The following is a 22,036-nucleotide window of genomic DNA, read 5'->3' on the forward strand; positions in this document are numbered from 1 at the left end:
CTGCTCTCGTTGCTCTGACCGTTTCTCCGTGCATCGGACCTGTGAACAGACGCCCCCCGAAGGCGCGGGCAGTGGAACAGTGGTGAGCGGAGAGGAACGGAACGGCGCCCCGGAGGTGCCTTTCCGTTTCGGGTGTCCATGCCCGCGCTCACAGCCGTTTCGGGGGGCGCCCTTAGAAACGCCGGTATTCGGGTACGAGTCCTTCATGAGGCGCCGCCTCACCGGGATGCCGGAGAGCGGCCGTGCCCGAGCACTCTGGGAAAAGGGACCGTATTCCCAGAACCGGGCACGCAGCGGCCGCACCGGCCGTAGAGCGCCCGTCCGCGCACCGCGCGGACGGGGCTCGGAGGTCGGCGTGTCCCCTTTGCAGGGGACTATCGACGTCCCACCGGCTCAGGGCCTCAGTGGCAGGTGGTGAGGCTCAGGCTGCTGTCGCCGCAAAGCAGGAGGCTGGCCTCACTGCCGCCACCGCCACCGGCGGCCTCGTCCTTGGCGGGCTCCAGGGTCTGCAGGTCGAGCAGGCTCATGGTTCTTCCTTTCGTCGCTCTTCGTGTCGTCGTCATTCGGTTGTCCCGGCCGCCTCGGCGGCCGGCTCCTTCCGCCGGAGCGGAGGGAGGAACGGGAGCCCTGTGGGCGTGCCGCCGCGTGCGGCGGCCAGTGCGAGCAGGCATCCTGCGGTCCCCGTGGAGAGGTCCATGGAGAGCCGCATCATCTGCTCGCCGGGGAAGGCGAGGTGCCCGCGGTAGCGCATGGCGTGCAGGGAGAGGCCGTCGATCTGCCGGCCGACCCCGTGCGGGTCGGAGGACGGGCGGGCGCCCGCGCCCGCCGGCGCGGTGGTGCGGCTCAGGTACAGCACCATCCCCGCCTGCCCGCGGAAGAGGCCCGGCTGGGCGTAGAACCGGCCCTGCGCGGCCCGCACGATCTGCGGCCGGGCGCGTTCCAGGGCCGCGTCCCGGCGGTGCTCCAAGTAGTCGTCGATCACCATGCCCACGCCGACGCTGCCCTCGCCCAGGTAGGGCAGGGTCCGCCACCCCTCGTCGATGTGCAGGGCGCCGGAGGCCCCGGTCACGCACATGTCGAGGTCCGCCTGGAGCGTCCGCCGGGCCAGGTCGAGCAGGACGGTGTCGCCGGTGCGCTCGTACAGCCGGATGCACAGGAGCGCGGTGCCGGAGCCCCCGTGCAGGAGCCCCGCGCGGCGCCGCTCGTCCGGGGCGGCCAGCACCCGCTGTGCCGACAGCTCCGCACAGCGCAGGGCCGCGGCCGACGCCTCGGTCTCACCGGTGCCGGCCGCTATGGCGTCCAGCGCCAGGCCGATCCCGGCGGTGCCCCCGTGCAGCCCGGGGCCGGCGGCCTCCCACGGCTGGGAGAGCAGGAGCCCGGTCAGCTCCAGGGCTGGCCCCTGGTGGCCGAGGCGGTCGAGCGTCCAGGCCAGGCCCGCCAGGCCGTCGTAGAAGCCCAGCGGGGCGCCCGAGCCTGGGTCCTTGGCGCGCCGCAGCAGCCACTCCTCGGCCTCGGGCGCCGGACCGGCGCCGCTCTCGGCGAGGGCGTACAGCACCCCGGCGGCGCCGAAGCCCACGGACAGGCCGCCGCAGGCGGAGCCGAACTGGGCGATGTCGCCGGGGAAGAACCGGTCGTCGCGGCCGGGGGTCGCCGAGGCCAGGACCGCGGCGGCCATCGAGTCGCGGCTGCGCGGCCAGTCGCCCGGGGCGACCGGGGGGAATGCGGGCGGTCCGTCCGCCTCGGCCGGGGCGGCGCCGGTGCCGGGCGTCCCGGACTCGGGGGTGACCGGGCGCGCGGCGCTCTCGCCGTCGGCGTCGCGCAGGATCTCCTCCACCGCGCGCCGCAGGAACCACCGCGCCTCGGGGAAGGTCCGCGCCGCCTCGGCGGCCAGGTGCTCGGCCTTGCCGCGGTCGATCGCCAGCAGGCTGGTCAGCGGCAGGAACAGGGCCAGGCGCAGGCAGGCCAGCGCGTAGCGGTCCACATCGAAGCCGCGCCGGTCGCCGGGGGCGACGAACCCCGGATTGGCGACCGTCTGGCGGGCCCGGTCCTCGGCCGGCCGGGCCGCCTCGAAGTCCAGCAGCACGACGGCCGACTCGTCCTCGGAGACCATGATGTTGAACAGGTGCAGGTCGTTGAAGACCAGCCCGCGCCCGTGCACGGCCGCCACGGCCTCCTCGATCCGGGTGTACAGCCGCACGGCCCACCTGCGGTACTCCGCCAGCCGCTCCGGGGAGGCCTCCGGCCCGATCAGCGGGTGCCGCTGGGCGAAGAAGGAGTTGAGCGGCCTGCCGCCGACGTGCTCCAGCACCAGGAAGCGGTGGTCGTCCAGCTGGAAGCGGCCCAGCACGCGGGGCACGCAGTCCAGCCCGGCCAGGCGCTCCAGCGCCTCGCGCTCGCGTTCGAGGCGCTCCACGGCGTCCGCCCCGTCGGCGGCGAGCCCGGCGTGCGGCCGGGCCTCCTTCAGCACCACGGGCTCGCCGGTGGCCTTGACCCGCCCCGCGTAGACGCCGCCGCCGTTGGAGAAGTGCAGGGCGCGCTCGATGGCGTACGGCAGCCCGGTGACGTCCACCGCCGAGCGCGCCTCCAGGTGGGGCCGGAGGAAGTCGGGCACGGGCGCCCACCCGGGGGCGTGGAACCCCGGGCCGCGCCGGTCGGGCACGAGGGCGCCCGCGGGTCCCTCCAGCGCGGGCACGGCGTCGCCGTTCTCGTCGTAGCAGTACCGCTTGGTGAAGGACCCGTAGCGCAGGTGCACCGGTCCGCGGTTCCAGCGCACGTCGCTGAGGATGTAGGGCCCGGGCTCGCCGCCGACCAGCCCGTCCAGTGCGGCGGCCGCCGCACCGCACTCCTCGTCGCCGCCGGGGTAGACGGTGATGAACTTGCCGCTGGCGCCCCGGTCGGCGTACTTGGCGTTGCGGTTGTGCAGCAGGTACCGGGTGGGCACGAACTTGAAGGCCAGCGACCGCTCCACGCAGAAGTCCCAGACCCGCTCCAGCACCGACTCGGCGTTGTCCGGCCGGGCGGAGACGTGGATCTTCCAGCCCTGCTCCGGCAGCCGGTGGTCCAGCGGGCGCAGCGCCAGCCAGTCGCCCTCGCGGTGGCTCCGCCAGCCCTCGGGCGCCGGCCGCCGGGCCGCCGCGAAGAGCCGGTCGCCTCCGCCGCCCGCGTCCGGGGCGTCCGCCGCTCGTCGCCGGGGGGTGTCGTAGAAATGGCGATCTGCGTCGCAGAAAACTCCGTACCCCTTGCTCAACGAGAACTCCCTTGCCGGGGCGGCGGGTCGATGCCGCCACCAAACGTTGCACGGACCTCCCGGTGATGTCGACATCGGCAGGGGCCCATTCTTTCTGGAATAGCCGCAGGGGGGCGCTATTCCAGGTCGCAAGCCTGGCCGGTGAAGGGAAAAGTTCCCATGGTGGGCGGGAGGAGACAGGCGGTGCTCGCGTCAACGGAAGGGCGGTCTTCCTTTTGATGAGGGGCGATGGTCCGGGAATGGACAATTCGGATTCCTTTGAGGGAGGGTGAAATGAAAGGGTTCGTCCGATATTAGTGTGGTCGTCGCATGTGTGGACGCGGTCGTGATCGGTGCGCCCGAACTGCGGGGGACGCCGGGTTCCGCTCCTGAGGTGTGAAATCGCGCCCACCGAACTCCCGGCGGCGGGAGTGTTCATCGGAGTGAACTTCCCTTATCGGCCTGCGGCCGTCGGCCCACGCCTTCCGGCCGATGAATGCCTGGAGAATTCATTCGCAAAAGAGGAGGGCGGTGGCGGTTTCCCCGAGCGCGCTCCGCGAAGGGCGCCGCCGCCCCGCACTACGATGGGGGGCGGGCCCACGAGCGGAGGGAGGGGCGCGTGCGCACGCTGGACCATCCGGAGCGCGAGGACATCGACCTGGACGCCGTCCTCGCCGCCCTCGCGGATCCGATCCGCAGGAGGATCGCCTGCGAGCTGGCCGAAGGCCACACCGACATGGCGTGCATCGCCTTCGAGCTCCCCGTGAGCAAGTCGACCTCGACCCACCACTTCCGCGTGCTGCGCGAGGCGGGGGTGATCCGCCAGCGCTACCAGGGGACCGCGATCCTCAACAGCCTGCGCGCCGACGACCTCCAAGCGCGCTTCCCCGGGCTGCTCGGAGCGGTCATCGGCGCCCACCGCGGCGCGGACGCCGGGGGGCCGGCCGAGGCGTCCTCCGCGCACGGCTGATCCCCCCCCCCGGCGCCCTGCGCGCCGTTCGGCCAGGGCCTCAGGGCAGCTCCCGCGCCCGGGGGTCCCACCCCGCCGGCAGCGGGTCCGGGCGCGGGACGCGCGAGTGCACGGCGACCGCGCTCCCCGTCCGCGCGGCCTCGCCGATCGCCGCCATCACCTCCAGCACGTGCGCCGCCAGCTCGCCGGAGGCGCGCTCCGGCCGGCCGGCGCGGATCGCGCGGGCCAGCTCCAGCACCCCCAGCCCGCGCCCGGCGGCCGCCCCCTCCGGCGCGATGGTCCGCGGCTCCTCCTCGCCCCGCCGCCACAGCGTGCTCGCGCCGTCGAAGCGGTTGGGGTCGGGCAGGACCAGGACGCCCTCGTCGCCGGCGACCTCCACGACGCCGCTCCGGCGCAGCGCCGACTGGAAGCTGAAGGTCGCCTGTGCCGAACCGCCCTCGCAGAACCGGACCAGGGCGGCGTGGTGGGTCGGGACCTGCACGGGGAACGAGGACCCCGCCCGCGGGCCCGACCCGACCGTGCGGGTCGCGAAGGCCGTGGAGGCGGCCGCCGCCACCGACTCCACCGCGCCGAACGCCCCGACCAGGGTCGTCAGGTAGTACGGCCCCATGTCGAGCAGCGGGCCGCCGCCTTCGGCGTACAGGAACGCGGGGTCCGGGTGCCAGGACTCCGGGCCGGGCGAGAGGAACACGGCGTTCGCGGTCAGGGGCCGCCCGATGGCCCCGTCGCCCATCGCGCGCAGCGCCGTCTGGATGCCGGCGCCCAGAACCGTGTCGGGGGCGCAGCCGACCCTCAGCCCCGCGTCCCGGGCGGCGGTCACCAGCTTGCCGCCGGCGTCGGCGTCGAGCGCCAGGGGCTTCTCGTTCCACACGTGCCTGCCCGCGGCCAGGGCCCGGTGCGCCACGTCGGTGTGCGCGGCCGGGACCGTCAGGTTCACGACGATCTCGACGTCCTCGCGGTCGAGCAGCTCGTCGACGCCGCCCCAGTGGGGGACCCCGAACTCCCGGGCGCGCGCGGCGGCCCGGTCCGGGAGGACGTCGGCGACGAAGCGGACGTCCAGGTCCGGGAAGGAGACGAGGTTGCGCAGGTAGGCCTCGCTGATGACGCCGGCGCCGACGACGCCCACGCCGACCGGGCCGCCGCTCACGCGTCCCGCCCCTCGACGTAGGCCAGGGACTCGGCCAGCCCGGCGAACGGGTCGGGGTGGTGGTCGAACTCCAGGACGCGCCCGGCGCCGGGCGCCGCGGCGAGCACGGCGTCCACGTCCACCTCGCCCTTGCCCGCGGGGACCTGCGCCGCGGTGTCCCCGGAGAGGGGGCCGTCCTTGACGTGGATCAGGGTGACGCGCGGGCCGAGCCTGCCGAGCAGCCCGGGCGCGGAGACCCCGCCCACCTCGGCCCAGTAGGTGTCGACCTCGAGCACCACCCGCGGCGAGAGGTCCCGGGCGAGCAGCTCCAGGGCGGTCGTCCCGGCGTGCCGGGTGGAGAGCTCGAAGGCGTGGTTGTGGTACCCGAACCGCAGGCCGAACCCGGCGGCGGTCTCGGCCAGCGCGTTCATGCGCTCGGCCGTGCGGGAGACCGCGGCGGGGTCCTGCCAGTGCTCGGCGGGGTGGTGGGGGTCGATCAGCGTGTGCATGCCGAGCCGCGCCGCGGCGTCGAACAGGGGGCGCGGGTCGCCGTGCCGCAGGACGGGGGCGTGTCCGGAGGGGGCGGTGAGGCCGGCGGCGGCCAGCGCGGAGGCGTACTCCTGCGCCCGGTCGGTGAAGCCGAAGGGCTCCACCGCACCGAACCCGAGGGCCGCGAGACGTTCCAGCGAACCGGCCAGGTCGTCGGCGATCGCGTCTCGTACCGAGTAGAGCTGCGCGGATATGGGAGGACGCGGCAAGGGCGCTCCTAGGGTCGGCCGCGCGGGCGCGGCGTCCGCAGAACTTTTTTCGATTGACGAGCGACTTCTAGCGAAGAACGTACAGAAGGGGGGACGCGCGCACAACCGCGCCCGCCCGCCGGGCCGGCCGGGGTGCTGCTCCAGGGGGTGGGGTCCTCGGGGCCTGTGGGTGGCGTCGCATTGTACGAACGGGTTCGTAGTTTGACAGTCGCCGTAGTACGACGCATACCGTACTAGCGGGTCGGCGTGCGGCCGGCCCGGTCCCCGATCCCGAGGAGCCGCTCCGTGAACCCCGCTCTGTTCCGCCCCTTGCGCCTGCGGTCGCTCGACATCCCCAACCGCGTGTGGATGTCGCCCATGTGCATGTACTCCGCCGCCTCCGAGGGGCCGGACACCGGGGCGCCCACCGACTTCCACCTCACCCACCTGGCCTCCCGGGCGGCCGGCGGCGCCGGGCTGGTGATGGTCGAGGCCACCGGCGTGCGCCCGGACGGCCGCATCAGCCCCTGGGACCTGGGCCTGTGGAACGACCGCCAGCAGGAGGGCTTCGCCCGGCTGGCCGCGGCGATCCGCGCCCACGGCGCGGTCCCGGCCGTGCAGCTCGCCCACGCCGGGCGCAAGGCCGCCACCGACGCGCCGTGGCGCGGGGGCGGCCCGCTCTCCGCCGACGAGGGCGGCTGGCGGCCCGTCGCCCCCTCCGCCGCCGCCTTCGCGGGGCTGCCCGAGCCGCACGAGCTGACCGCCGAGGAGATCGGGGAGCTGGTGCGCGACTTCGCCCAGGCGGCCCGCCGCGCCCGGGACGCCGGCTTCCAGGCGGCCGAGGTGCACGGCGCCCACGGCTACCTGATCAACTCCTTCCTCTCCCCGGCCGCCAACCACCGCACCGACGCCTACGGGGGCACCTTCGAGGACCGGCTGCGCTTCCCGCTGGAGGTCGTCGATGCCGTGCGCGAGGTGTGGCCCGAGGAGCTGCCGCTCTTCTTCCGGGTCTCGGCCACGGACTGGCTGACGGAGAACCCCGAGGACGGGCGCGAGGGGTGGACCGCCGACGACACCGTCCGCCTGGCCAAGGAGCTGCGCGCGCACGGCGTCGACCTGCTGGACACCTCCTCGGGCGGGACGGTCGCCGACGCCCGGGTGTCCACCGGCCCCGGCTACCAGGTCCCCTTCGCCGAACGGGCGCGCCGCGAGAGCGGCATCCCGGTCGGCGCGGTCGGTGCGATCACCGACCCGGAGCAGGCCGAGGAGATCGTCGCCGACGGGCGGGCGGACGCCGTCCTGCTCGGCCGGGAGCTGCTGCGCGACCCGTACTGGGCGCAGAGGGCGGCCCGGTCGCTCGGCGGCGCGCCGCGCTGGCCCGAGCAGTACGGCTACGCCGTCTGACCGGCCGGTGCGGCCCTGTCGTTGCGCAGGGTCAGGAAGACCAGCGCGAGCATCAGGTAGGTGGTCAGCCGGTCGGCGGCGGGGATGCCGTTCCATGCGGGGCTCATCCACATGGCGAACCACTCGCCGCCGATCGTCTGGAAGCCGGTGAACCACAGCAGGATCCCGGCGAGGAGCCCCACCACGCCCCACGTCTTGGCCGCGTCGAAGTCGCGGTCGGGGGCGCGCAGGCGGCGGCCGGTGCGCCAGGCGCCGATCCCGCACGCCACGGCGGTGAACAGCTCGGCGGCGATGATCGCGATGTAGGCGGCGTGGTGCAGGAGGGGTGCGGTGACCGCCCGGTAGTCCGTCCGGCTGAGCTCGTCCAGGCCCTCGTCGTGGGCGTCCATCGACAGCACCCGGGCCACGAACTCGAAGTTGACCGCGTAGTCGGTCACGTTGCCGAAGACGACCAGCAGGCAGAACAGCGCCACCGAGGCGAGCACGGCCGACTTCGCGGCGCGGACGACGGCCGTGTACCGGGGGACGCCCGCGGTCCCGTGCCCGGTTGAGCCCTTCCCGTCGCCTGCGCCCGCCGCCATCGTCCCTCCCGGGGTCCGTACCGAGTCCGACGCCGCACCCCCTGCCCCGCCCGCGGCGGCCGAACCGCGGCGCCGGGGCCCATATCGCCCGCCCCGGCGCCGCGCGGGTCACGTGCCGCCGCGCGCCTCGTCTGCGCGACCGCGGCGAACCGGCTCCACGCCGTCAGAGGCCGGCACGGCCCTAGCCCAGACGGCGGGCGCCCGGTGACGGGGCGGCCTCGAACACACCCGGGGCGGTGAAGCCCTGCGCCCGGTAGGCGCCGCGCACGGCCGCCCCGCATTCCTCGACCCGTTCCCGCTCGACCAGGGCGATCACGCAGCCCCCGAAGCCGCCGCCGGTGATGCGCGCCCCCAGGGCGCCGCCCTCCAGGGCGGCCCGCACCGCGGTGTCCACCTCCGGAACGGTCACCTCGTAGTCGTCCCGCAGCGACGTGTGCGAGGCGGTGAGCAGCGGACCGACCTCGCGCAGGCGCCCCGCCCGCAGGTGCTCCACGGTCCTCAGCACCCGCTGGTTCTCCGTCACCACGTGCCGCACCCGGCGCCGGACCGTCGGGTCGGGAAGGGCGGCCAGCGCCCGGTCCAGGTCCTGGACGTCGCGCAGGGCCGGCAGCCCCAGAGCGCGCGCCGCCTCCTGGCAGGTGCGGTGGCGGTCGGCGTAGTGCCCCTCCACCAGCCGGTGCGGAGCGCGCGTGTCGACCACCAGCACCGTCAGCCCGTGGGCCCCCGGATCGAAGGGCACCTGCTCGGTCTCCAGCGTGCGCGTGTCCATGAACAGGGCGTGCCCCGCCGTCGACAGCATCGACGCCGACTGGTCGAGCACCCCGCAGGGCATGCCGACGAAGTCGTTCTCCACCCGCCGCGCCATCCGCACGATCTCCTGCGGTCCCGGGGCGGCCCCGTGCACCGACGCGGCGGCCATGACGGCCGCGCAGCTCAGCGCCGCCGACGAGGACAGGCCCGCCCCGAAGGGGATGGTGCTGTCCACGAGCAGGTCCAGGCCGTCCACCGGCAGGCCCTCTTCGCGCAGCACCCACAGCGCGCCGGCGGGGTAGGCGGCCCAGCCCTCGACCGCGCCGGGCTCCAGGTCGGCGGTGCGGATCCCGCACGCCTGTGCCGACTGCAGCGAGCGCAGCCGCGCCGTCCCGTCCGCCCGCCGCGCGGCCGCGGCGTCCAGGGCCTGGGGCAGGGCGAAGGGCAGCACGAACCCGTCGCTGTAGTCGGTGTGCTCGCCGATCAGGTTGATCCGTCCCGGGGCGGTCCACACCCCCTCGGGCGCGTTCCCGAAGGCCGAGGCGAACGCGGCCGCGACGTCACCCATCGGCGAACCCCCACGCGTCGGCCACGATCCGGTCCAGGGTGCGGACCGGCCCCCAGCCCAGCTCCTCGCGCGCCCGGTCGTTGGAGGCGACCAGGACGGCCGGGTCGCCGTCGCGGCGCGGGCGGTCGTCGGCCGGGACCTCGCGTCCGGTCACCCGCCGGACCGCGTCGATCACCTCGCGGACGGTGTGCCCGCCGCCGGTGCCCAGGTTGTACACCCGGTGGACCTCCGGTTCGACCGCCTTGAGGGCGCGGACGTGCGCGTCGGCCAGGTCGGCCACGTGCAGGTAGTCCCGGACCGCCGTCCCGTCCCTGGTCGGGTAGTCGGTGCCGAACACCCGCGCGCGCTCGCCGTTCCCGGCGGCCGCCTTGAGCAGGTTGGGCACCAGGTGCGTCTCCGTCGTGTGCCGCTCCCCGAAGCCCAGGTGGGCGCCGGCCACGTTGAAGTACCGCAGGCTCACCGCGCCCAGCCCGTGGGCCCGCGCCCACGAGGCCAGCAGGTGGTCGGCGGCGAGCTTGGTCGCCCCGTAGGGGTTGGTGGGCACGGCCGGGTCGGTCTCGCGCAGCGGCGCCCCCGAGGCGGGCTCGCCGTAGGTCGCGGCGCTGGAGGAGAACACCAGCCGGCGCACACCGTGGCGCACCGCCGCCTCGGCCAGGGCGAGCGTGCCGCCGACGTTGGTGCGCCAGTACGCGCCGGGTTCCTCCACCGACTCCCCGACCAGGGACTTCCCGGCGAAGTGCAGGACCGCCTCCACCGAGGGGTCCAGTACCTCGGCCGCGTCGTGCACGTCGGCCACCACCAGGCGCGCCCCCGCGGGGACGGCGTCGCGGTGCCCGGTGGACAGGTCGTCGAGCACGGTGACCTCGTGCCCTTCGGCGAGCAGGACGGCGGCCACCACGCTGCCGATGTAGCCGGCCCCTCCGGTGACGAGCAGTCTCACGGTGCCTTCCCCTCGTTCTCTTCGCCCGGCCCGGCCGCGCGGAGCCGCTCGGCCGCGTCCTCCGGCGCCACGTCGCTGATGAAGACGTCCATCCCGGACTCGGTCCCGGCCAGGTGCTTGAGCTTGTCGGCGGCCCGCCGCACCGAGAACAGCTCCAGGTGCAGCCAGGCCAGGTCGCGGCGCTCGCGCACCGGCGCCTGGTGCCAGGCCGAGATGTAGGGCAGCGGCGCGTCGTAGAGCGCGTCGAAGCGGCGCAGCACGTCCAGGTAGAGCAGGCCGAAGTCCTCGCGCTCCTGTGGGGTCAGCGCGGGCAGGTCGGGCACCTTGCGGTGCGGGTACAGGTGCACCTCCACCGGCCAGCGCGCGGCCGCCGGGACGAACGCGGTCCAGTGCGCGGTGCGCGCCACCACCCGCAGTCCGGCCTTCTGCTCGGCGGCCAGCAGGTCGCCGAACAGGTCCCCGCCCGTGCGCGCGGCGTACTCCCCGGCCGAGTCGAGCATGCGCCGGGTGCGCGGCGCCACGAACGGCAGCGCGTAGATCTGCCCGTGCGGGTGGTGCAGCGTCACCCCGATCTCCCGTCCCCGGTTCTCGAAGCAGTACACCTGCTCCACCCCGGGCAGCGCCGACAGCTCCCGCGTGCGGTCGACCCAGGCCTCCATTACCAGGTTCGCCCGCTCCGGGCCCAGATCGGCGAAGGAGGCCCGGTGGTCGGAGGCGAACACCAGCACCTCGCACCGGCCCGCGCCCGTCCGGCGGGAGGGCTCCAGCTCGCCGACGTCGCCCAGGGCCCGCCCGTCGCCGGCCACCAGGGAGGGGAAGCGGTTCTCGAAGGCCACCACGTCGTAGGCGGAGGCGGGGACCTCGGTGCGCCGCCCGCCGGAGGAGGGGCACAGCGGGCAGTCGTCGCTGGGCGGCAGGTGGGTGCGGCCCTGCCGGTGCGAGGCCACCACCACCCACTCGCGCAGCAGCGGGTCGAAGCGCATCTCCGAGGCGGCCGCGGCCGGCGGCAGCTCCCGCAGGTCGGGCTCGGGTTCGCGGTCGGTGCCGTCCCGGTCGAAATAGACGATGCGGCGGCCGTCGGCCAGGTGCGCGGCGGTCCGGTTCATGCGTCCTCCCCGTCGTCGGGGACGTCGGCCAGGACCAGGCGCCCCACGTGCTCCGAGAGCGCCGTGCGGGCCTCGGCGTCCATCCCGGCGTCGGTGACCAGCACGTCGCACCGCTCCAGCGGGGCGATGGTGCTGATGCCCACGGTGCCCCACTTGGTGTGGTCGGCGGCCACCACCAGGCGCCCGGCCGCCTCCACCAGGGCACGGTCGGTCTCGGACTCCATCAGGTTGGGGGTGGTGAACCCGGCCCGCTCCTGCATGCCGTGCACCCCCAGCACCAGCGTGTCCAGGTTCAGCCCCCGGACCGAGGCCAGCGCCAGCGGTCCCACCAGGGCGTCGGAGGGGGTGCGGAAGCCCCCGGTCAGCGCCACCGTCTGGTCGGGCCGGGCGGCCTCGTGGAAGACCTCGGCCACCCGCAGCGAGTTGGTGACCACCGTCAGCCCGGGGGTGCGGGTCAGCTCCCGGGCGACGGCGGCGGTGGTGGTGCCCGCGGACAGGCCCACCGCGCTGTTCGGCTCGACCAGCTCGGCGGCGGCGCGCGCCACGGCGCGCTTCTCGGCGGCCTGCCGGCCGGACTTGGCCTCGAAGCCGGGCTCGTCGGTGCGCGGGCCGTCCGGGGCCACCGCGCCCCCGTGCACCTTGCGCAGCGCGCCGCGGACCGCCAGTGCGTCCAGGTCGCGGCGCACGGTCATGTCCGACACCGCCAGGCTCTCCACGAGCTCGGCGACCCGGACGGCCCCGGTGCGCCGCAGCCGGTCGAGGATCAGCTCCTGCCGTTGCGCGGCCAGCATCCGCCCCCCTGCTTGGTCGAAGTTGTCGGATCTTGTTCGATTTCCAGTCTTGCAGGTTCGCGCTTGGTGTCAATGTCCCGGCAGCGTCCCAGAGGCGGCCGGACCGACGGCAGAACTCTGCGGAAATTTGTTGGAAAACGTTGAGATGCGTTGACAGGCGGTTCCGTGCCTGTCGACCATGTGGGAACCAGCGCAGTGACCCACTTCACGTCCCCCTCGGAGGTCCCCCATGCGCCACAGACCTGCGGGCCCACCACCGCTGGGCCGCCGCGCCCTGCTGCGCGGGCTGGCCGGAGCCGCGACGCTGGCGGCGGCGGGGCCGGCCGGGTGCGGCACCGACCGCCGCGGCGACCCGGGGCTGGTCACCATGGGCTCCAACCGCGCCAACCCCGCCCAGCGCGAGGCGGTCGCCGAGAGCCTCGCGCTCTGGGAGGCCGACTCCGGCGTGCGGGTGGAGCTCAACACCATCGACTCCACGAGCTTCCAGGAGAGCCTGAACAACTACCTCCAGGGCACCCCCGACGACGTCGTCGCCTGGTTCGCCGGCTACCGCATGCGCTACCTGGCCGAGCGCGGGCTGATCAGCGACGCCACCGCGGTCTGGGAGGAGCGGGGGTTCCACGATGTGTTCACCGACCAGGTCCGCGACCTGTGCAGCGGCCCCGACGGCAGGCCGTACATGGTCCCCGACTCCACGTCGCCCTGGGCGGTCTTCTACCGTCGCAGCGTCTTCGAAGAGCACGGGTACGAGGAGCCCTCCACCAAGGAGGAGTTCATCGGGCTCTGCGAGCGGATGCGCGACGACGGCCTGGTGCCGCTGGCCTACGGCGTCCGCGAGGGCTGGCCCGCCATGGGCACCTTCGACCACCTGAACCTGCGCCTCAACGGGCCCGAGTTCCACCTGGCGCTCCTCAACGGCGACCACCCCTGGGACGGCCCGGAGGTCAAGGCCGTCTTCGGCGCCTGGAAGGAGCTGCTGCCCTTCCACCAGGGGTCCCCTCTGGGGCGGGGCATCAACGAGGCCCAGACCTCGCTGGTGCGCGGCGAGGCCGGGATGATGCTCTGCGGCCTGTTCCTCACCCACGTGTTCTCCGAGGAGGAACGGGCCGACCTGGACTGCTTCGCCTTCCCCGAGTTCGACCCCGAGATCGGCGCCGACGTGGTGGAGACGCCCATCGACGGCTTCATGCTCTCCGGCGACCCCCGCAACCCCGGGGCGGCGATGGACCTGGTCGGCCATCTGGGCACGCTGCGGGCCCAGGAGATCTACACCGCCATCGACCCGCAGGCGCTGCCGACCCACCAGGAGGCCGACCTGTCGGAGCTGAGCGCCCTGGACGCCAAGATCATGGACATGATCGCGGGCGCCCGGGCGCTCACCCAGTACATGGACCGCGACACGCGGCCCGACTTCGCGTCCGTGGTCATGATCCCCGCCCTGCAGCGCTTCCTCAGGCGGCCCGACGACATCGACGACCTGACCGCCAGCATCCAGCGCCAGAAGGCCTCCATCTTCGGCCGCTGACTCCAGAAGGGAGAAACGGCGTGGTCTCCAGCACCCCCTCGCCGCCGCGCACCCCCGCGGCCGAGCCGGGAGACGCACCCCCGCGGCGGCCGCCCCGCCGGGGCGAGCGCCCGCGCACCGGCCCGCGCACCGGCCGGGCCGACCGCATCACCCTGGGGCTGATGCTGGGCGTGCCCGCCCTGCTCGTCATCGCCCTGGTGTGGCTGCCCGCCGCCGCCACCGTCGTCCTGTCCTTCACCCGCTGGGACGGAATCGGCGGACTCGACACCATCGAATGGGTCGGCACCCGCAACTACACCGACGCCTTCACGATCTACCCGCCGTTCCGGCCCGCCCTGAGCAACAACGTGGTCTGGCTGGTGTTCCTGTTCGCCGTGCCGACCCTGCTGGGCATGTTCCTGGCGGTCCTGCTCGACCGCGAACTGCGCGGCGGCCGGATCTACCAGAGCGTCTTCTACATGCCCGTGGTGCTGTCGCTGGCCCTGGTCGGGTTCATCTGGCAGCTCATCTACTCCCGTGACCAGGGCCTGCTCAACACCGTCCTGGGCGCGGTCGCCGGCGCCGAACCGGTCGACTGGTTCGGCGACCCGGACATCAACCTGTACGCCGTGCTGATCGCCGCCGCCTGGCGGCACACCGGCTACATCATGCTGCTCTACCTGGCCGGGCTCAAGGCGGTCGACCCCTCCTTGCGGGAGGCCGCCGCCATCGACGGCGCCGGCCCGGTGCGCACCTTCGTGAGCGTCGTCTTCCCGGCACTGCGCCCGATCAACCTCGTGGTGCTCGTGGTCACCGTGATCGACGCGCTGCGCGCCTTCGACATCGTCTGGGTCATCAACCGCGGCCGCAACGGCCTGGAGCTGATCTCGGCCCTGGTGACCTCCAACGTGATCGGCGAGGCGAGCCGGGTGGGCTTCGGCTCCGCGCTGGCGGTGGTCATGCTGGTGATCTCGCTGGTGTTCATCCTCGTCTACGTGTCCACCATGCTGAGAGGGGTCCACCGGTGACCGCCACGACCCTTGCCGACACGCCGGCCCAGCCCGAGGAGGCCGCGCCCGCCCGCGGACGCCGCCGCATCCGGCCGGCCCGCGCCGTCCTCCAGGCCTTTCTCGCGGCCACCGCCCTGGCCTGGCTCTTCCCGATGGCCTGGGCGGTGGTCAACTCCTTCCGGGACTACGACCACACCGCCCAGCACGGCTACCTGTCCTTCGGCGGGTTCACCCTGGACAACTACCGCCGCGCCTGGAGCGAGGGCGAGCTGACCGGGTACTTCCTCAACTCGCTGGCCATCACGGTTCCCGCGGTGCTGCTCACCCTGTTCCTGTCCTCCTGCGCCGCCTTCGTGCTGTCCCACTACTCGCGCCGGTTCAACGTCGCGATGCTGGCGATGTTCCTGGCGGCCAACCTGCTTCCGGTCCAGGCGCTCCTCGTCCCGCTCTTCCGCCTGTTCAACGCGGTCCCGCTGCCGTACTGGATCAGCGAGTCCGGCGCCTTGTACGACAGCCACATCGGCGTGGTGCTCGTGCACACCGCCTTCCAGATCGGCTTCTGCACCTTCGTGCTCAGCAACTTCATGAAGGCGATGCCCGGATCGCTGATCGAGGCGGCCCGGGTGGACGGGGCGAGCGCGTTCCAGCAGTACCGGCGGGTGGTCCTGCCGCTGTGCCGTCCGAGCCTGGCCGCCCTGGCCACCCTGCTGGTCACCTGGATCTACAACGACTTCTTCTGGGCCCTGGCCCTGCTCTCCAGCGGGGACAAGCTGCCCGTCACCACGGCGCTGCAGAACCTGCAGACCGCCTTCTTCGTCGACTACAACCTGCTCTCGGCCGGGTCGGTGCTGATCGCCCTGCCGACCCTGATCGTCTTCTTCGTACTCCAGCGCCACTTCGTGGCCGGACTGACCCTGGGGGCCAGCAAGGGATGACGCACCGCACCGTCCGCCTCAGCGCCGCGGGGACCGCCCTGGTCCTCGGCATCCCCGAGACCGGGCTGCCGCACGTGCTGCACTGGGGCGCCGACCTGACCGGAACCGGCGCGCCCGAGGTCCTCGAGGGGCCCGAGGGGCCCGAGGGGCTCGCCGAGGCGGCCGCGCCGCCCGCCGCGAACAACGACGTCGACCTGCCCCGGCACGTGTCCCTGGTCCCGACCCAGGGGGAGGGGTGGCGCGGCCACCCCGGCATCGCCGGCCACCACGAGGGCCGGGTCTCCTTCCCCCGGTGGCGCCTGCGCGAGGTCGCCGAGCACCCCCTGGAAGGCGAGCGCGAGGGCGCCGGCGGAGCGCTCACCGCCACCGCCGCGGCCGACGGCCTCGAACTGCGCTGCGAGGTGCGCATGGAGCCCTCCGGGGTGGTGCGCGTGCGCCACACGGCCACCAACACCGCCCCCGAGCCCTGGACCCTGGACTCCCTGCTGGCCGTGCTGCCCGTGCCGCGCGAGGCCGCAGAGGTCCTGGACCCGACCGGCCGATGGTGCCGGGAGCGCACCCCCCAGCGGCGCGAACTGGGCATGGGCACCCGGACGCGCGCCTCCCGCCGGGGCCGCACCGGCCACGACGCCCCGCTGGTCCTCACGGCCGGCACCCCCGGCTTCGGATTCCGCGGCGGCGAGGTCTGGGGCGTGCACACCGCCTGGAGCGGCGACCACCTCCACCTCGCCGAGCGCCTGCCCGAAGGCGCCGGGCAGGCCGACGCCGTCATCGCCGGCGGAGAGCTGCTCCACCCCGGCGAGGTGCGGCTGGCCCAGGGAGAGTCCTACAGCACCCCCTGGGTGTTCTTCGCCTGGTCCGACCACGGGCTCGACGGACTGTCCGAACGCTTCCACCGCTGGGCGCGCGCCCGGCCCCACCACCCCTCCGCGCCCCGCCCGGTCGTCCTCAACACCTGGGAGGCCGTCTACTTCGACCACGACCTCGCCAAGCTCAAGCGGCTCGCCGACACCGCCGCCGACATCGGTGTGGAGCGGTTCGTCCTGGACGACGGGTGGTTCCGGGGGCGCCGCGACGACACGGCCGGCCTCGGCGACTGGACCGTGGACACCGGCGTGTGGCCGGAGGGGCTGCACCCGCTCTTCGACCACGTGCGCGCGCTCGGCATGGAGGTCGGGCTGTGGGTGGAGCCCGAGATGGTCAACCCCGACTCCGACCTCGCGCGCGCCCACCCCGAGTGGCTGCTCACCGCCGAGGGGCGGCCCGCCCCGCCCAGCCGCAACCAGCAGGTGCTCGACCTGTCCCGGCCCGAGGCCTTCCGGCACGTGTTCGAGCACCTGGACGCCCTGGTCGCCGAGTACCGCCCCGACCACCTCAAGTGGGACCACAACCGCGACCTGCTCGAACCCGTGCACGCGCCCACCGGCGCCGCAGGAACGCACCGGCAGACCCGCGCGGCGTACGCGCTGCTGGACCGGCTGCGCCAGGCCCACCCCCGCCTGGAGATCGAGTCGTGCGCCTCCGGCGGCGGACGCGTGGACCTGGGCATCCTGGCCCGCACCGACCGGGTGTGGGCCTCCGACACCAACGACCCCCTGGAGCGGCTGGCCCTGCAGCGCTGGACCGGCCTGCTGGTGCCGCCCGAACTGGTCGGCGCGCACGTGGGGGCGCGCACCGCGCACACCACCGGGCGCGACGCCGACCTGCCGCTGCGCTGCCTGGCCGCGCTGACCGGGCACGCCGGCATCGAGTGGGACATCACCCGCTGCTCCGACGGGGAACTGGCCGTCCTGGACTCCTGGATCGGCCTGTACAAGGAGCTGCGGCCGCTGCTGCACACCGGGCGGACGGTGCGCGCCGACGCACCCGACCCGGCCGAACAGCTCGACGGCGTGGTCGCCCAGGACGGGGGCGCGGCGGTCTTCCGCTACGCCCGCCTGGCCACGTCGGTGCGCACCGCCCCCGGGCGGGTGCGCCTGCCCGGCCTGGACCCCGGGCGCCGCTACCGGGTCGCGGTGCGCACCGAGGCCGGCCTCCCCGCGACCCTGGAGACGGCCCCGCCCGCCTGGTACGCGGCCGGCGGGCTCACCGCCTCGGGTGCGGTGCTCTCCCGCTCCGGCCTGCAGATGCCCAACCTCGACCCGTCCCAAGCCCTGCTCCTGCACCTGACGGAGGCCTGACGTGACCGACGCCCCCGCGCCCGGCAAGCCCGCCTACCTGGAGGACTTCGCCCCGTCGGAAGGGGTGCGCGCGCCGCGCGCCCGGTTCCTGAGCGACGCCCCCTGGCTCGACCTCGCCGGGGACTGGCGCTTCCGCCTGAACCCGACGGCCGAGGCAAGCACCGACGGCTTCGAGCGGCCCGGCTACGAGGAGGGCGGTACCTCCGGCGCTCCCGGCGGCTCCGGACGCCCTGCCGGCCCGGCCTGGACCGACCTGCCCGTTCCCTCCCACTGGCAGATGCACGGCCACGGCGCGCCGGCCTACACCAACGTCGTCTACCCCTTCCCGGTCGAGCCTCCGCACGTGCCCGACGACAACCCCACCGGCGACTACCGGCGGGTGTTCGAGCTGCCGGACGGGTGGCCGGACGGGCCCGCCGTGCTGCGGTTCGAGGGGGTGGACTCCTGCTTCCGCGCCTGGCTCAACGGCACCGAGCTGGGCTTCGCCACCGGAAGCCGGCTGGCGTCGGAGTTCGACGTCGGGCACCTGCTGCGGCCGGGCGGCAACACCCTGGCCGTTCGGGTGCACCAGTGGTCGGCCGCGAGCTACCTCGAAGACCAGGACATGTGGTGGCTGTCGGGGATCTTCCGCGGCGTCGCCCTGATCGCCCGGCCCGCCGACGGCATCGCGGACCTGGCCGTGCACGCCTCCTACGACCACGCCGCGGGCACCGGCACGCTGCGTGTCGACGCCGCCGGGGCGGCGGGGGCGGTCGTCTCCGTCCCCGAGCTGGGCCTGGTGGACGCGCCGGCGGGGGCCGAGCACGCGGTCGGCGCCGTCGAGCCCTGGTCGGCCGAGGTCCCGCGGCTGTACGAGCTGGAGGTGCGCACCGCCGGGGAGCGGGTGCGCACCCGCGTCGGCTTCCGCACCGTGGAGGTGTCCGGCGGGCGGCTCCGGGTGAACGGCCGCCCGCTGCTGCTGCGCGGGGTGAACCGGCACGAATGGCACCCCGACCACGGGCGGGCCGTTCCGAAGGAGACCATGCGCGAGGACGTGCTGCTGATGAAGCGGCACAACGTCAACGCGGTGCGGACCAGCCACTACCCGCCGCACCCGGACTTCCTGGACCTGTGCGACGAGCTGGGGCTGTGGGTCGTCGACGAATGCGACCTGGAGACGCACGGCTTCGAGTTCCTGGGGTGGGCGGGCAACCCCTCGGACGACCCGCGCTGGAGGGAGGCCTACCTCGACCGCATCCGGCGCACCGTCGCCCGGGACCGCAACCACCCCAGCGTCGTCATGTGGTCGCTGGGCAACGAGGCCGGGACCGGGCGCAACCTGGAGGCCATGGCCGCGTGGGTGCGCGAGAACGACCCCTCGCGGCCGGTGCACTACGAGGGCGACCGGGACAGCTCCTACGTGGACGTGTACTCGCGGATGTACGCGCCGCACGCCGAGGTCGAGGAGATCGGGGAGGGGACCGAGGCCCCGACGGAGGACCCGGGGGCCGACGGCCACCGGCGGGGGCTGCCCTTCATCCTGTGCGAGTACGGGCACGCCATGGGGGCCGGGCCGGGCGGCCTGGAGGAGTACCAGCGGCTGTTCGAGCGGTACGGCCGGCTCCAGGGCGGGTTCATCTGGGAGTGGATCGACCACGGGATCCGCAGGGAGGAGGCCGACGGCACCCGGTGGTTCGCCTACGGAGGGGACTTCGGGGAGGTCCTGCACGACGAGAACTTCGTGGCCGACGGCCTGCTCCTGCCGGACCGGACGCCGAGCCCGGGTCTGACCGCCTATGCCAAGACCATCGAACCGGTGCGCGTGACCCCCGACCCCGCCGGCGGGGTCGGGGGCACCGGGGGCGCCGGGGGCGCCGGGGGCACTGTGTCGGTGCTGAACACGTGGGACTTCCGGGACACGTCCGGGCTGGCCTTCACCTGGCGCCTCGAAGAGGACGGTGCGCTGATCGGCGAGGGGGCCCTGGACGTCCCCGTTCTGGCCGCAGGAGAGCGGACCGAGGTCCCGCTTCCCTCACTGCCCGAGCCGACGGGCGACGGCGAAACCTGGCTCACCGTGTCCGTGACCCTGGCCGAGGACGAGCCGTGGGCGGAGGCCGGACACGAGCTGGCGTGGGGCCAGGCGAGAGTGGGGGAGGGCGCCGCGAGGGCGCGAACCCCGGAAGCGGTACCGGCCCCGGAGCCGGTGCCCGCTCACGGCACGGGCGCCGAGGGGACCATCGCCGTCGGCCCCGGCGTGCTGGACGCCCGGACCGGGGCCCTGCTGGCGATCGGCGGGGTGGAGGCCGGGCCGCTGGAGGCCGACCTGTGGCGCGCACCGACGGACAACGACGCCGCACGGCACGGCGTCTCGGTGGAGAGGCTGTGGCGTGGGGCGGGGATGGACCGGCTCACCTCGCGCCTGACCGCACTGGAGTGGGAAGGGGAGGAGTTCGTCGTCCGGGCGCGGATCGCCCCGGCCGGTGCCGGGTTCGGGATGCGCGTTGCCTACCGCTGGGGCGCGGCGGACGGGCGGCTGCTGCTCACCGTCGAGGGGGAGGCCGAGGGGGAATGGCCCTGCCCGCTGCCCCGCTTCGGGGTGCACACGACGCTGCCCGGGGCCATGGACCGTGCCGAATGGTTCGGCGGCGGCCCGGGGGAGGCCTACCGGGACGTGGCCCAGGCGGCGAGGGTCGGCCGGTACTCCTGTCCTGTCGATGAGCTGCAGACGCCCTATCTGCGCCCGCAGGAGAACGGCAACCGCAGGGACGCGCGGTGGCTGGAGCTGCGTCGGGCGGACGGCGGCGGGGTGCGCGTGGACGGCGGCCCGGTGTTCGATTTCGCGGCGCGGAGGTGGGATACGGCGACGCTGGACGCGGCCGCGCACACGCACGAGCTGGAGCCGGGGGAGCGGATCCACCTGCATCTGGACGCATCGCACTACGGGATCGGAACGGCGTCGTGCGGTCCGGAGACCCTGCCTCGGCACCGGCTGGAGCCCGGATGGCACTCCTTGAGGCTGGCGTTCACTCCGCTCGCCTGATCCGCGGGCGGTCGGAAGAGAGGAGGAGAAAGCCGGAAGAGAGGAGGAGAAAGGGCGGGTCCGGAGCGCTGTCGGGGATCGGGCCTGCGGGCGGCCGGGGCGGCCGGTTACCCGCTTATCCCTGCTTGCCGTCCGCCGGGTCCTTGTCAGCCCAGAGGGAGGAGCGGCGACGGATGAGCAGGTGCCCCGCTCCCTGCCGTTTCCCGGCCGGCGGGTCGTCGGAGTGCCAGGATGGGAGCGGCGACGACGAAGCGGGGCGGTTCCCCGGTGCCACCGGTCGGCCGCCGGGCCTCTGCGGTACCGGCGACGAGCAGCGACGACGGTACGGCCGGTGCCCCGCTCCGGCCTGCCTGCCGGGCGCCGGGGCCCTTCGGTGTCAGGGAGAGGGCGGCGAGGGAGGAGCGGGTGCCCCGCTCACTGCTGCTTCCCGGCCGCCTGGTCTCCGCCGGTCGAGCGTGTGCGGAGCGCGCGCCGCTCGGTCGGTCGCAAGGGCGCCCGCCCAGGTTGGGAACGCATCGGTCCTTATCGGGGCCCCGCCCTGGAGCGGGCGGCCCTCCGCCATTCCAGGGCGCTCCGGCGCAGGCGGCTCTCCCTGATTCCAACCCCCTTGGAAAGGGAAAAGGGTCTTGTTTACAGGGCGGCTTTCCGCGGGAAGTGACCGGCCTTCCAGGGCGCCTTTGCCGGATAATAGTCCAACACCATCCATCCATGATCAATATGTATCCTGACCTGGGATAATCGCGCTTCCGCGATTTCCTTCGGGGAATCTTCCGCCGGGACCCCAAAAATGGTGGCGGGTGGTTCATAATGGGTGTATGGCAGATCAGCGGCACCCCGGAATCCCGGCGGGTTCGCGCGCGGCGCGGATCCGGGCCGGGATCTCCGGTGTGCTCGCCGAGGCCGACGGAGCTGTTTCAGAGGACCCGGCCCCGGGTGCGGGGCGGGTGCTGTGCGAGCTGGCCGGGGTGCTGGCCGCGGGGCAGGGGCAGCTGGACCTGGCCCTGGCGCGGCTGGCCGCCCGGATCGTTGAGACCGGGGCCCTTGCGGGCTCGGGGCACTCCACGGTCGCCGGGCTGCTCCGTGGGCACGGCCGCTCCTCCTCACAGGCCAATGCCGTCGCCACGGTGGCCGAGCACATGGGCGACTACCCGCAGGCGGTCGAGGCCGCCGAGGCGGGGCGGGTGTCCTT

The 22,036-nt window shown here is 74.3% G+C and carries 16 protein-coding genes and 1 pseudogene; 8 read left to right on the top strand and 9 right to left on the bottom strand.

Features of this window, described 5'->3' with window-relative positions; all coding sequences use genetic code 11:
- Nucleotides 1–401: 401 nt before the first annotated feature.
- The gene (locus C892_RS0122465; protein WP_017559020.1) at nucleotides 402–527 is read right to left on the bottom strand and encodes a SapB/AmfS family lanthipeptide; all 126 of its coding nucleotides are present in this window, start codon (nucleotides 525–527) and stop codon (nucleotides 402–404) included.
- A 32-nt stretch (nucleotides 528–559) separates the two neighbouring features.
- Complete coding sequence (lanKC, locus tag C892_RS0122470; protein ID WP_017559021.1) at nucleotides 560–3,247, bottom strand: class III lanthionine synthetase LanKC; 2,688 nt, start codon at nucleotides 3,245–3,247, stop codon at nucleotides 560–562.
- A 598-nt stretch (nucleotides 3,248–3,845) separates the two neighbouring features.
- Between lanKC and C892_RS0122475 the strand changes: the two genes are divergently transcribed.
- Entirely contained in the window at nucleotides 3,846–4,196 is a 351-nt protein-coding gene (locus C892_RS0122475) for an ArsR/SmtB family transcription factor (protein ID WP_017559022.1), read from the top strand.
- Between the two features lie 40 nt (nucleotides 4,197–4,236).
- Here C892_RS0122475 and C892_RS0122480 read toward each other — a convergent pair whose 3' ends face one another.
- Both C892_RS0122480 and C892_RS0122485 read right to left on the bottom strand, forming a co-directional pair.
- Entirely contained in the window at nucleotides 4,237–5,343 is a 1,107-nt protein-coding gene (locus C892_RS0122480; protein ID WP_017559023.1) for a Gfo/Idh/MocA family protein, read from the bottom strand.
- Nucleotides 5,340–6,080, bottom strand: a complete 741-nt coding sequence (locus C892_RS0122485; RefSeq protein WP_017559024.1) for a sugar phosphate isomerase/epimerase family protein — start codon at nucleotides 6,078–6,080, stop codon at nucleotides 5,340–5,342. The genes C892_RS0122480 and C892_RS0122485 overlap by 4 nt, the downstream gene beginning before the upstream one ends.
- A 348-nt stretch (nucleotides 6,081–6,428) precedes the next feature.
- Here C892_RS0122485 and C892_RS0122490 point away from each other — a divergent pair, with 348 nt between their 5' ends.
- A complete protein-coding gene (locus C892_RS0122490; RefSeq protein ID WP_239647489.1) occupies nucleotides 6,429–7,463 on the top strand; it encodes an NADH:flavin oxidoreductase/NADH oxidase in 1,035 nt (344 codons plus the stop codon).
- Here the strand turns inward: C892_RS0122490 and C892_RS0122495 are convergent.
- The 5 genes from C892_RS0122495 to C892_RS0122515 all read right to left on the bottom strand — a co-directional run bounded on the left by C892_RS0122495 (nucleotide 7,451) and on the right by C892_RS0122515 (nucleotide 12,199).
- Entirely contained in the window at nucleotides 7,451–8,044 is a 594-nt protein-coding gene (locus tag C892_RS0122495; protein ID WP_017559027.1) for a DUF2165 family protein, read from the bottom strand. The genes C892_RS0122490 and C892_RS0122495 overlap by 13 nt on opposite strands.
- 181 nt (nucleotides 8,045–8,225) lie before the next feature.
- On the bottom strand, nucleotides 8,226–9,362 hold the full coding sequence (galK, locus tag C892_RS0122500; protein WP_017559028.1) for a galactokinase: 1,137 nt from the start codon (nucleotides 9,360–9,362) through the stop codon (nucleotides 8,226–8,228).
- Nucleotides 9,355–10,302, bottom strand: coding sequence for a UDP-glucose 4-epimerase GalE (galE, locus tag C892_RS0122505; RefSeq protein ID WP_017559029.1), 948 nt, complete (start codon nucleotides 10,300–10,302; stop codon nucleotides 9,355–9,357). Before galE ends, galK begins: the two co-directional genes overlap by 8 nt.
- Nucleotides 10,299–11,408, bottom strand: coding sequence for a galactose-1-phosphate uridylyltransferase (galT, locus tag C892_RS0122510; protein WP_017559030.1), 1,110 nt, complete (start codon nucleotides 11,406–11,408; stop codon nucleotides 10,299–10,301). The genes galE and galT overlap by 4 nt, the downstream gene beginning before the upstream one ends.
- Entirely contained in the window at nucleotides 11,405–12,199 is a 795-nt protein-coding gene (locus C892_RS0122515) for a DeoR/GlpR family DNA-binding transcription regulator (protein WP_017559031.1), read from the bottom strand. Before C892_RS0122515 ends, galT begins: the two co-directional genes overlap by 4 nt.
- Before the next feature lie 229 nt (nucleotides 12,200–12,428).
- Here C892_RS0122515 and C892_RS0122520 point away from each other — a divergent pair, with 229 nt between their 5' ends.
- From C892_RS0122520 to C892_RS0122545, 6 genes and pseudogenes are all read left to right on the top strand, one after another.
- Entirely contained in the window at nucleotides 12,429–13,724 is a 1,296-nt protein-coding gene (locus tag C892_RS0122520) for an ABC transporter substrate-binding protein (RefSeq protein WP_017559032.1), read from the top strand.
- 20 nt (nucleotides 13,725–13,744) lie between these two features.
- Nucleotides 13,745–14,731, top strand: coding sequence for a carbohydrate ABC transporter permease (locus C892_RS0122525; protein ID WP_017559033.1), 987 nt, complete (start codon nucleotides 13,745–13,747; stop codon nucleotides 14,729–14,731).
- Complete coding sequence (locus tag C892_RS0122530) at nucleotides 14,728–15,648, top strand: carbohydrate ABC transporter permease (protein ID WP_017559034.1); 921 nt, start codon at nucleotides 14,728–14,730, stop codon at nucleotides 15,646–15,648. The genes C892_RS0122525 and C892_RS0122530 overlap by 4 nt, the downstream gene beginning before the upstream one ends.
- Nucleotides 15,645–17,828, top strand: a complete 2,184-nt coding sequence (locus tag C892_RS0122535) for an alpha-galactosidase (protein ID WP_017559035.1) — start codon at nucleotides 15,645–15,647, stop codon at nucleotides 17,826–17,828. The genes C892_RS0122530 and C892_RS0122535 overlap by 4 nt, the downstream gene beginning before the upstream one ends.
- Before the next feature lies 1 nt (nucleotide 17,829).
- Nucleotides 17,830–20,847 carry a glycoside hydrolase family 2 TIM barrel-domain containing protein gene (locus tag C892_RS0122540; protein WP_017559036.1) on the top strand — a complete coding sequence of 1,006 codons (3,018 nt, stop codon included), beginning with the start codon at nucleotides 17,830–17,832 and terminating at the stop codon, nucleotides 20,845–20,847.
- A gap of 815 nt (nucleotides 20,848–21,662) precedes the next feature.
- A pseudogene (locus C892_RS0122545) lies at nucleotides 21,663–22,036 on the top strand (HNH endonuclease); the annotation flags it as partial.

Origin of the sequence: Nocardiopsis baichengensis YIM 90130 (genome assembly GCF_000341205.1) — a bacterium.
Classification (GTDB): domain Bacteria; phylum Actinomycetota; class Actinomycetes; order Streptosporangiales; family Streptosporangiaceae; genus Nocardiopsis_A; species Nocardiopsis_A halophila.